Raw genomic sequence first — 8,148 nt, 5'->3', positions numbered from 1 at the left:
CACCTGCGCACCGGTCTGCGCCGACCAGTGGATCTCCCCACCCTGGAACGGCGTCATGTAGCCACGCCGATCCGCCGTCGGCTGATCGTCCCCGGTCGGGTACCCCAGCGCAGCCGGACCACCGGCCGCCTTGTACGCGGCCAGGATCGCGCCCCGCACCACCTTCGTCCCCGTGCTCGGCCCCCAGTACAGCGAGCCGCTCTGGAACTCCACCACGTACCCACCGCGCCCGGCCGGGGCATCGCTGGTCGTCGGGAAGCCCAGGTAGCCACCCGAACCGCCGGCCCGCTTCCAGGTGTCCAGGATCGCGCCCCGCACCACCTGCGCACCGGTCTGCGCCGACCAGTGGATCTCCCCACCCTGGAACGGCGTCATGTAGCCACGCCGATCCGCCGTCGGCTGATCGTCCCCGGTCGGGTACCCCAGCGCAGCCGGACCACCGGCCTGCAGGTACCGGTCCTTGATCGCGCCCCGCACCACGTGGGCCTGGGTGGCCGCCGACCAGTACACCTCGCCGCCCTGGAAGGAGTTCATGAACCCGCCACCGGGCGCCGGCGTGTCCCCGCTGGTGGGATAGCCGAGGGGGCCGGCCTGCGCCCCGGTGGAACGCCACTTGTCGCGGATGGCGCCCCGGACCTCCTGCGCCTCCGTCTGCGCCGACCAGTAGATGGACCCACCCTGGAAGTCGGTGAACCAGCCGGTGCCCCACGGGGCGGCGGTGTCGTCACCGGTCGGGTACCCCAGGAGCTGCGGTCCGCCGAGCTGCAGGTACCGGTCGAGGATGGCGCCGCGCACGACGTGCGCCCCGGTCCCCTTCGACCAGTAGATGTGCCCGCCGGCGTAGGTCCGCCGGCAACCGCCGTGCGGCAGGTCGCACCGCACGTCCGAGGTGGGCCCACCGATGTCCACCCCGGCGGCGCGCAGGGCGTCGTACTTGTCGAGGACGGCCGAGCCGCCGGAGTTCTGCGTGCTGCCGAACCAGTCGGTGAAGTAGTTGAAGAAGTTTCGGTTGCCGTAGGCGGAGCAGGAGTCGCCCTCGGCGTACCCCGCGTTCAGCGCGGCCTGGTTCGGGACGTATGGCGTGTAGTTGTAGAGCCCCGCGGTGGCCTGGTTCTGGATGTAGACCTGCGCGGTGCCGCAGCGCCAGTTGTTGAGGTTGTTGTTGCGCTCGGTCGCCGGCGAGTAGCCGATCGTGTTGGTGAGCCCCGGCCGGTACCCGTACTTGCTCGGATTGGCCTGGTAGAGCTTGAACTGCCGCGACGCGGAGTACATCTGGTTGTAGAAGCCGTAGTACTGGGTGTCGCAGGCCGCGGTGTCCGGGCAGCCGTACCCCATGGCGATGCGCAGCTTGCCGTCCGAGGGCCCGGTGGAGGTGATCAGGCCCTGCTCCTTCTGCAGGGTCACCAGCAGCACCTGGGGGTTGATCCCGCAGGCTCGGGCGACCTTCCAGATGATCTGCGCGGCGGTCTCCTGACCGGCGCCCTGGTACGGCCCGCAGCGCGTGTCCCCGGCACGCGTCCACGTGTCCTGCCGGAAGTTCTTGAGGCAGTTGCTGCCCGAGCAGTTGCGCCCCTTCTCCTGCAGGAAGGCCTGGATCTGCTCGACGTTCATCGTGGAGGTGTCGTAGAAGACGCCGTCGCTGATGATGTTGCCGGGGTTGAACAGCGCCAGGTTCGCCGACTCGCGCAGGTCCGGGGTCGGAAGCGAAGCGGTGCCCAAGAGGCCGGCGAAGGCCAGGACGAGCAGCCCGGCCACGAAGAGCACGGCCCGCCTGGTCACGGGACCACCACCGAGAAGACGGCCGACTCACCGGTCGACCGGGGCGACGTGTAGCTGAGCACGGCCTCCCAGCTGCCGGAGACCAGGCGCCCTCCCCCGGCCCGGACCTCGCCACAGCTGGTGGTGCTCGCATCCGGGGTGGCATCGGCGGTGCCGCTGGTGGTCACCCCGTCCTGCGTCAGGGTCAGGGTGCACGTCCCGCCCGTCTCGACGACGTCGCTGACGAAGCCCCCGACGACGATGTCCTGAGTGCCGGGGTCCCAGCCGGCGTAGGTGTGGCTGACGACGACGGAGCGGAGGCCGCTGGGCTCCTCGGACGGCACCGGATCCACCTCGGCACCGTTATCGGCAGGGGCGGTCGGCGTGGGCGTGAGCGGCTCGAGCACCTCGTCCTGGACGGGGGCGTCCGGGCCGCGCTCCTCGGTGGCTCCAGAGGCGCCCGCGGCCCCGCCGCCCGGAGCAGCGGACCCGTCCGGACGAACGGCCAGGAAGAGCAGGGCAGCGCCTCCGACCACGAGCAGCGCGAGCGCACCGAGCACGGTGGCCCGGCGGCGTGAGGTGGAACGAGACATGAGGAGATCTCCCAGGGCGACCGGCGAGCAGCGCCGTTCTCGAGCGTCTGGTGGTGGAACCACGGACGGAGAGGGCGACATGACCGACTCCTCCCCGTGTTCGGGAGACTACGTTTCGTTGTGACGTCGGTCCGGGAGCAACGCGGGACGGACACCAACTCGCGGCGGTGGTACGGGGCCGCGCCCCCGCCGTCGGGCCGTCGGGCACACATCGGCCGCGCACGGGTGCGGCGCGGACGCGGGCGCCCTCCGGCGACTCCTGTGGCGGATGCGGTTGTTGTGCATCCCGGTGCCAGGCGGGCTGGCTCACCTCGCCGTCCTGGCAATTCCTACGTGTCGGAGGGCTGCTGGACCCCTGAACCACACCTAGCCTTGCCAACGTCGATGCACAAAGCGTCACAACCGGTCGCACTCGCGGCGCCGGCTGACGCCCGCGCCCTCGAACCGGCGCGCAACACCGCTGTGAGGACCACGTGAGCCGAGACCGGAACGAGCAGGGCCGCCCGGCCGGGCGTCCGCTGCCCCCGCGCCTCGACCCCCGCGCGGGGCGGCCGCCCCGGCGTGGCACCGGGGCGGAGCACCCGTCCGACGGCCCGACGGGCGCCACATCCCGCGGGCGCCGCGGCGGCCGCGCGGCGGTCGCCACCCGCGTCGTCGCCGGGGTCGTCGCCGCCACGCTGCTCGCCGGGTCCGGCTGGGGCTGGTATCTCGGCCAGGTGGCGTCCGCGACGGTGAACCGCACCGACGCCATCCCCAGCGAGGGCAACGAGGGCAACGGCGCTGCCGGCGAGGCCATGAACCTGCTGCTGGTCGGCAACGACAGCCGGGCCGCGCTGACCGAGCAACAGCTGACCGACCTCAACGCAGGCACCGACTCGGGCATCAATACCGACACGATGATCCTGGTTCACGTGCCGGCGGACGGATCCCGCGCCTCGTTCGTCTCCTTCCCCCGCGACTCGTACGTGAAGATCCCCGGCTACGGCTGGGACCGGCTGAACGCCGCATACGCCTACGGCCGGATGAACGCCCCTTCCGGCGCCTCCGAGGAAGCCCGCTCCGCGCAGGGCTCCCAGCTGCTGGTGCAGACCATCAGCGGGCTCACCGGTCTGCAGATCGACCACTACGCCGAGGTAGACCTGCTCGGCTTCTTCGAGCTGTCCAACGTCGTCGGCGGTGTCGAGATCAACCTGTGCAAGGCGGTCGACGACCGCGAGTGGTCGGGGGCGTACTTCCCGGCCGGGGTGCAGACGATCAGCGGCGCCGACGCGTTGAAGTTCGTCCGGCAGCGGCACGGCTTCGGACCCCAGGGCCGAGGTGACTTCGACCGGATCGTCCGCCAGCAGGTGTTCCTCGGCGGGGTGCTGCGGAAGATGCTGTCCGAGGACGTCCTGCTCGACCTGGGCAAGCAGCGTGCCCTCGTGCAGGCCGCGGCCGACGCGCTGACCGTCGACCGGGACCTGGACCTGCTGCAGCTGGCCCAGCAGATGCAGTCGGTGACCGCCGACAGCATCGAGTTCCAGACCGTGCCGAACCGCGGGACCGGCGAGGAGGACGGCAAGTCGATCGTCCGGCTGGAGGACGAGGCCGCGCTGCACAGGTTCTTCGCCGACCTCTCGGCCGAACCCGAGCCCGAGACCGCCGCCACCCCCGAGGCCCCGCAGACGGTCGCCCCCGCCGCGGTGACGGTCGACGTCTACAACGGGTCGGGCACCTCGGGGCTGGCAGCGTCAGCCGCCTCGGCCCTGACCACGGCCGGCTTCCTGGTGGGCACGACCGGCAACGCCTCCTCGATGGACCACGAGCAGACCGAGATCCGGTTCGCCGCCGGGGACGAGGCCCTGGCCACCACCGTCGCCGCCGCGATCCCGGGCGCGGTGAGCAAGATGAGCGACGACGCGACCAGCGGCACCGTGCAGTTGGTCCTGGGCAGCGACTTCAACGGCGTGGGTCAGGCGGTCACCCCACCGGCCCCTGCCCCGGTGGTCGAGGGCCAGGACGCCCGGACCGCGGCGGACACCACCTGCATCAACTGACGTCGCCGCCGTGCCGCCCCTTCCGGGACCCCGAGCGCCACGGCAGCTCCGGTGACACGCTGGGACCGTGCCCGCCACCCTGCCAGCTGACCTGCTCACCTCCGTCGTCCGACGGGACGGCGCCGCCCCCCTGCTGACGCAGTACGACGACGCCACCGGGGAGCGGGTGGAGCTCTCGGCGATCACCCTCGCGAACTGGGTGGCCAAGACCGCCAACCTCCTCCAGGAGGAGTTCGACGTGGCACCCGGCAGCAGGGTGGCGGTGGCACTGCCGGTGCACTGGCAGACCGCGGCCGTCCTGCTGGCCGCCTGGAACTGCGGTGCAACGGTCGTCGAGACCGCGGCGGAGGACGACGGCCGGCTGGACGACACCGACGTCATCCTGGCCGCGCAGGACCGGCTGCCGGCTCTGGAGGAGCTGGACCTGCCAGAACTGCTGGGCCTGTCGCTCCACCCGCTCGGCATGGGCATGTCCGGCTACGCCGGGCCTGCCCGGGACTTCGCCCTCGAGGTGCGTGCACACGGGGACGTCTTCCACCCGTGGCAGGAACCCGACCCAGCCACCCCGGGGCTGCGCGCCGGCGGCCTGGCGCTGACCCTCGGCGGCGTGGTCGAGGCCGCTGGGGAGCTGGCCGACCGCCTCGGCCTGCGTGCGGGCGACCGCGTCCTCGTCGACGAGGCGACCGCCACGGAGGCCGGCCCGGTCGCCTGGCTCCTGGCCCCGCTCGCCGCCGGGGCCTCGATCGTGCTGGTCCGCGCCCCGGACCCCGCGCTGCTGCCGGCCCGCGCGGCCGCCGAGCGGATCACCGCGACCCTGGGGCCGAAGGTCGACGGCGTCCGCCAGCTGGGCCGGCCACCAGCCTGACTGCGTCGCGACCGGCTGCCCGCGCCTGTGGACGCAGCGCCCCGGAACAGCAGTGGCCACGACGCCGGGAGGACGTCGTGGCCACTGCCCCCGGGAGATCAGCCGGGCGGACGGTTCAGCGGAAGTACTGCTGCACGACCCGCCGGGCCATCGCGACGGCGTAGCTCTGCCCCCGGTCCTGCGGGTAGATCTGCGACATCGTGGCGAGGACGACCCCGGGCATCGACGTCTCGTGCGGCGGGATCGAGTCCCGGTAGTCCGGGGTGACGACGGGCTGGGCGAAGGGCGCGCGCGAGAAGTGCCAGTCCTTCACCCACGACAGGTCGAAGTCCGGGTTCAGCTTGCGCAGCCACGGCTCGTACTGCTTCAGCAGCTCGGCGGGGTCGGTGGTGTAGCGCCAGTCGTCGCGCGGCACGTAGTTGCCGACGTAGACGACGTGCCGGCCGCCGTAGTCGGACCCGAAGACCATGTTGGTGTGCTCGACGACCGCCAGGAACGGGAACGAGGTGTCGTTGACGTTCAGCCAGTAGTACGGGATCACGCTGCGGTCGCACTCGAGCACGAAGCAGGTGGCACCGAGGTACTCCGCCCGCTGGAGGGCATCCTCCGGGGCAGCGCCCGCGGCCTGCGCGAACACCGGCTGGGGGACGGTCACCAGGACCTTGTCGTACTCGTACTGCGCGCCGTCCTCCGTCCGGACCAGGACGGGGCCGGCCGGGTCGGGCTGCGCGATGTGCGCCAGCCGCTTGCCGAGCTCCACCTTGCCGCCGCGCTGCTCCACCGCCTGCAGCAGTCCGTCGTACACCTGGTGGAACCCACCGTCCATGTAGCCCAGCTTGAACGTGCGGTAGTGGATGCGGGCCCACAGCCAGGCCATGGAGATCTCCGACGCCCGCGACCCGAACTTGCCGGTGAGCAGGGGCTCCCAGATCACCTCGCTGGCCCGTCGGCCGGCCCAGCGGTGCACCCAGTCGAGCGCGCGGCGGTCGCCGAGACGCTCGCCGTTCCGGATGACCTTCAGCATCGCCGACGACGCACCGAAGCGGACGCGGTCGATCAACCGCAGCGGCGGGAACTTCAGCATCTCCACGGGCGTGGAGAAGTCGTGCAGCCGGCCGTCGTGGTAGATGCCGGTCGTGGTCGAGTGGAACGTCAGCTTCGGCCGCAGCCCGAGCTCCTCGATCAGGTCGATCATGGCGCGGTCGGTCTCGAAGATGTGGTGGTAGTAGCGCTCCAGGGGGGTGCCCTGCACCACCAGCGAACCGGCCAGCCCGCCGATCTCGTCCGCGCCCTCGAGGACGGTGACGTCGTGCCCGTCCTTGACCAGGTCGTACGCCGCGGTGAGGCCCGTGGCGCCGGCACCGATGATGCCGATCTTCATCCGAAACTCCATCTCTTGTTGAGGACGAACTGGAAGATCGCGACGATCGGCATCGAGACGACCTTGACGATGTTCGCGTCCACCCCCAGCCAGGTGTGGAAGACCAGGAGCAGCACCGCGACGAGCGCGATGCCGAGCAGGCCCACCGAGTAGAACCGGGCGAACCGGCGGAGCATCCCGTCCCGCTTGCGGAAGTTCAGGTAGCTGTTGAGCAGGAAGTTGTTCGTGATGCCCGCCGAGGTGCTCAACGCCGTCGCGAGCTGCTCGTGCATCCCCACCACGTTGTAGAGGACGAGGAAGAGGACCAGGTCGAGCAGGACGCCCGAGACCCCGATCAGCTGGTAGACGAAGAACTGCCGGTGGCGCTGCCAGAGCTCACGCGCCGGCGCGCGAAGTTTGCTGTCCGCCGTCGCCATGGTCCACCACCTTCTCCACGATGTAGAGCGGGCGTGCCTGCACCTCGGTGTAGATGCGTCCGACGTAGGAGCCGATGACCCCCAGCGACAGCATCTGCACCCCGCCCAGGAAGAGCACCATGATCATCAGGAGGGTCCAGCCGGGGACCGAGACGTCGGGGAAGAACAGCCGCAACCCGACTGCGTAGAGGATGCCGAGGACGGCGAGGACGACCGTGCCCAGGCCGAGCCGGGTGATCATCTTCAGCGGAACCGTGGAGAAGCTGGTGACGCCGTCGGCGGCGAGCCGGAGCATCTTCGGCAGCGGGTAGTTCGTCTCGCCCGACGTCCGCTCGTCGCGGTCGAACGGCACGGCCGCCTGCTTGAAGCCCAGCGAGGCCACCAGCCCGCGCACGAAGCGGTTGCGCTCCCGGTGCGAGCGCAGCAGGTCCGTGGTCGCCCGGTCCATCAGCCGGAAGTCGCCGGTGTCCACCGGGATCTCGATGTCGGCGAACCGGTGCAGGAGCCGGTAGTAGGCGTGCGCCGTGAAGCGCTTCATCGGCGTGTCCTTGCGACTGCGCCGCTGCGCGTACACGATCTGGGCGCCGCCCTCCCACGCCTTGATGAGCTCCAGGCTCACCTCGGGCGGGTCCTGCAGATCGGTGTCCATGACGATGATCGCGTCGCCCCGGGCGTAGTCGAGGCCCGCCGTGATCGCCATCTGGTGGCCGAAGTTGCGGGAGAAGTTGACCACCCGGACCTGCTCGCAGGACTCGGCGATCTTCTCCAGGATCTCCAGCGACGCGTCCCGGGAGCCGTCGTTCACGTAGACGAACTCGAAGTCCAGGTCCGGCCGTTCCCGCGAGGCGGCGACCAGCCGGTCGTGGAACTTCTCGATCCCGTCGGCCTCGTTGTAGACGGGGAGCACGTAGGAGACGAGCCGTCGCTGCGGTGGTTCCGTCACCACGGCCCGGTCGTCAGGAGCGTGGTTGGGTTCGATGACAGGGGTCGCCATTGCGGCCTTCCGTGGTCTCGGCGTCGCCGGCGCGGCCGGTCGTCATTCTTCGGTGCTGGACGGGGACCGTTCCCGCAGACGTCCGTGCGGACGGTCGCCTGCCGC

Annotated in this window: 6 protein-coding genes and 1 pseudogene; 2 read left to right on the top strand and 5 right to left on the bottom strand. The window is 71.0% G+C overall.

From position 1 onward, the window contains the following. Both ACI799_RS20495 and ACI799_RS20490 read right to left on the bottom strand, forming a co-directional pair. Window positions 1-1,779, bottom strand: a pseudogene (locus ACI799_RS20495) (hypothetical protein); the annotation flags it as partial. After that, entirely contained in the window at window positions 1,776-2,351 is a 576-nt protein-coding gene (locus tag ACI799_RS20490) for a hypothetical protein (protein ID WP_456600581.1), read from the bottom strand. The gene ACI799_RS20490 and the pseudogene ACI799_RS20495, both read right to left, overlap by 4 nt. A gap of 473 nt (window positions 2,352-2,824) precedes the next feature. Here ACI799_RS20490 and ACI799_RS20485 point away from each other — a divergent pair, with 473 nt between their 5' ends. Together ACI799_RS20485 and ACI799_RS20480 are read left to right on the top strand one after the other, a co-directional pair. Then, a complete protein-coding gene (locus ACI799_RS20485) occupies window positions 2,825-4,387 on the top strand; it encodes an LCP family protein (protein ID WP_456591125.1) in 1,563 nt (520 codons plus the stop codon). A 67-nt stretch (window positions 4,388-4,454) separates the two neighbouring features. Next, window positions 4,455-5,252: a TIGR03089 family protein gene (locus ACI799_RS20480; protein WP_456613811.1), complete on the top strand. Its 798-nt coding sequence runs from the start codon at window positions 4,455-4,457 to the stop codon at window positions 5,250-5,252. A gap of 115 nt (window positions 5,253-5,367) precedes the next feature. On the opposite strand, the gene ACI799_RS20475 is transcribed toward ACI799_RS20480, so the two are convergent. From ACI799_RS20475 to ACI799_RS20465, 3 genes are read right to left on the bottom strand one after another with little or no spacing between them, the layout of a single operon-like run. Then, entirely contained in the window at window positions 5,368-6,633 is a 1,266-nt protein-coding gene (locus tag ACI799_RS20475; RefSeq protein WP_456613810.1) for an NAD(P)/FAD-dependent oxidoreductase, read from the bottom strand. Next, window positions 6,630-7,049 carry a GtrA family protein gene (locus ACI799_RS20470; RefSeq protein ID WP_456591128.1) on the bottom strand — a complete coding sequence of 140 codons (420 nt, stop codon included), beginning with the start codon at window positions 7,047-7,049 and terminating at the stop codon, window positions 6,630-6,632. The genes ACI799_RS20475 and ACI799_RS20470 overlap by 4 nt, the downstream gene beginning before the upstream one ends. Further along, on the bottom strand, window positions 7,009-8,043 hold the full coding sequence (locus tag ACI799_RS20465; protein WP_456591129.1) for a glycosyltransferase family 2 protein: 1,035 nt from the start codon (window positions 8,041-8,043) through the stop codon (window positions 7,009-7,011). The genes ACI799_RS20470 and ACI799_RS20465 overlap by 41 nt, the downstream gene beginning before the upstream one ends. Window positions 8,044-8,148: the final 105 nt, after the last annotated feature.

It is taken from the genome of Blastococcus sp. SYSU DS0753 (assembly GCF_054051175.1).
The sequence above is the reverse complement of the archived record's forward strand: the minus strand, read 5'-3'. Positions and strand labels throughout refer to the sequence as shown.